Source organism: Pedococcus sp. P3_C7 (assembly GCF_056402615.1).
The window spans coordinates 1-368 of record NZ_JBFUHC010000020.1; the positions used below are offsets into that span (position 1 = coordinate 1).

Genomic DNA, 368 nt, shown 5'->3' on the forward strand with positions numbered 1-368 from the left:
GAAGACGTCGTAGTAGCCGTCGGGGTCGTCCGTGCGTGCGGACGTGACGGTCACGGCGGAGTCCTTGGCCCTGACCGCGGCGGTGACCTTGGCCAACGCAGCGCCGGTGACGGGGGTGTCGTTGCCGCCACCCCCGTGGTGTCCGCCACCACCGCCGCCGGCGGTGATGGTCTTGAGGTCCTTGCTGACCTCGAACCGGACGGTGGCGCCGGCCTTGGTGCCGAAGACGTCGTAGTAGCCGTCGGGGTCCGTGCGTGCGGACGTGACGGTCACGGCGGAGTCCTTGGCCCTGACCGCGGCGGTGACCTTGGCCAACGCAGCGCCGGTGACGGGGGTGTCGTTGCCGCCACCCCCGTGGTGTCCGCCAC

1 pseudogene is annotated in these 368 nt (G+C 71.7%); it reads right to left on the minus strand.

What is annotated here, in order from left to right:
- A pseudogene (locus tag AC1DS4_RS18965) lies at positions 1-368 on the minus strand (hypothetical protein); the annotation flags it as partial.